1 protein-coding gene is annotated in these 499 nt (G+C 38.7%); it reads right to left on the reverse strand.

Annotated features, from left to right (window positions below; all coding sequences use genetic code 11):
* Positions 1-499 (reverse strand): ABC transporter substrate-binding protein (locus DW269_RS12260; protein ID WP_233503299.1); only part of this gene is annotated, 499 nt, incomplete at both ends.

A 499-nucleotide genomic window follows, 5' to 3' on the forward strand; every position in this document is an offset into this window, starting at 1 on the left:
CCATAGTTCTTACCACATTTTTCAACGAACTTTTCGTTCTGTGGGAAGTAGCATGGGAAAGCCATTAAATCTGTGAAATATGGAACCTTGTTGTTTAATTCAACAACTAAAGTCTTATCATCAGTTGCTTTAACACCTAAAGTGTTCATCTGCTCATCAGTTGCCTTAGGACCTAAATCAATCAACTGACTCGCATTCTTAACTGATGCACCATCATCACCTAACATGTAAGCATAGTTACCTGCATTCTTAATAATTCTCTTCCAAGAATAAACGAAATCGTTGGCAGTGACTTTATCACCATTTGACCACTTAGCATCTTTTAAGTGGAAAGTGTAAGTCTTACCATCAGCACTTACATCCCAGCTCTTAGCTAATGCTGGAACTGTCTTGCCTTTGTCATTTACTGCTGTTAAGCCGTCTGTGATTGCGTGGATTGCGTTGTATGACATACCATCATCAACTACTGTAGAATCCATACCCTGGATATCTAATTCAC

Source organism: Catenibacterium sp. AM22-6LB, from assembly GCF_003435615.1.
In the GTDB taxonomy this organism is placed as follows: domain Bacteria; phylum Bacillota_I; class Bacilli_A; order Erysipelotrichales; family Coprobacillaceae; genus Catenibacterium; species Catenibacterium mitsuoka_A.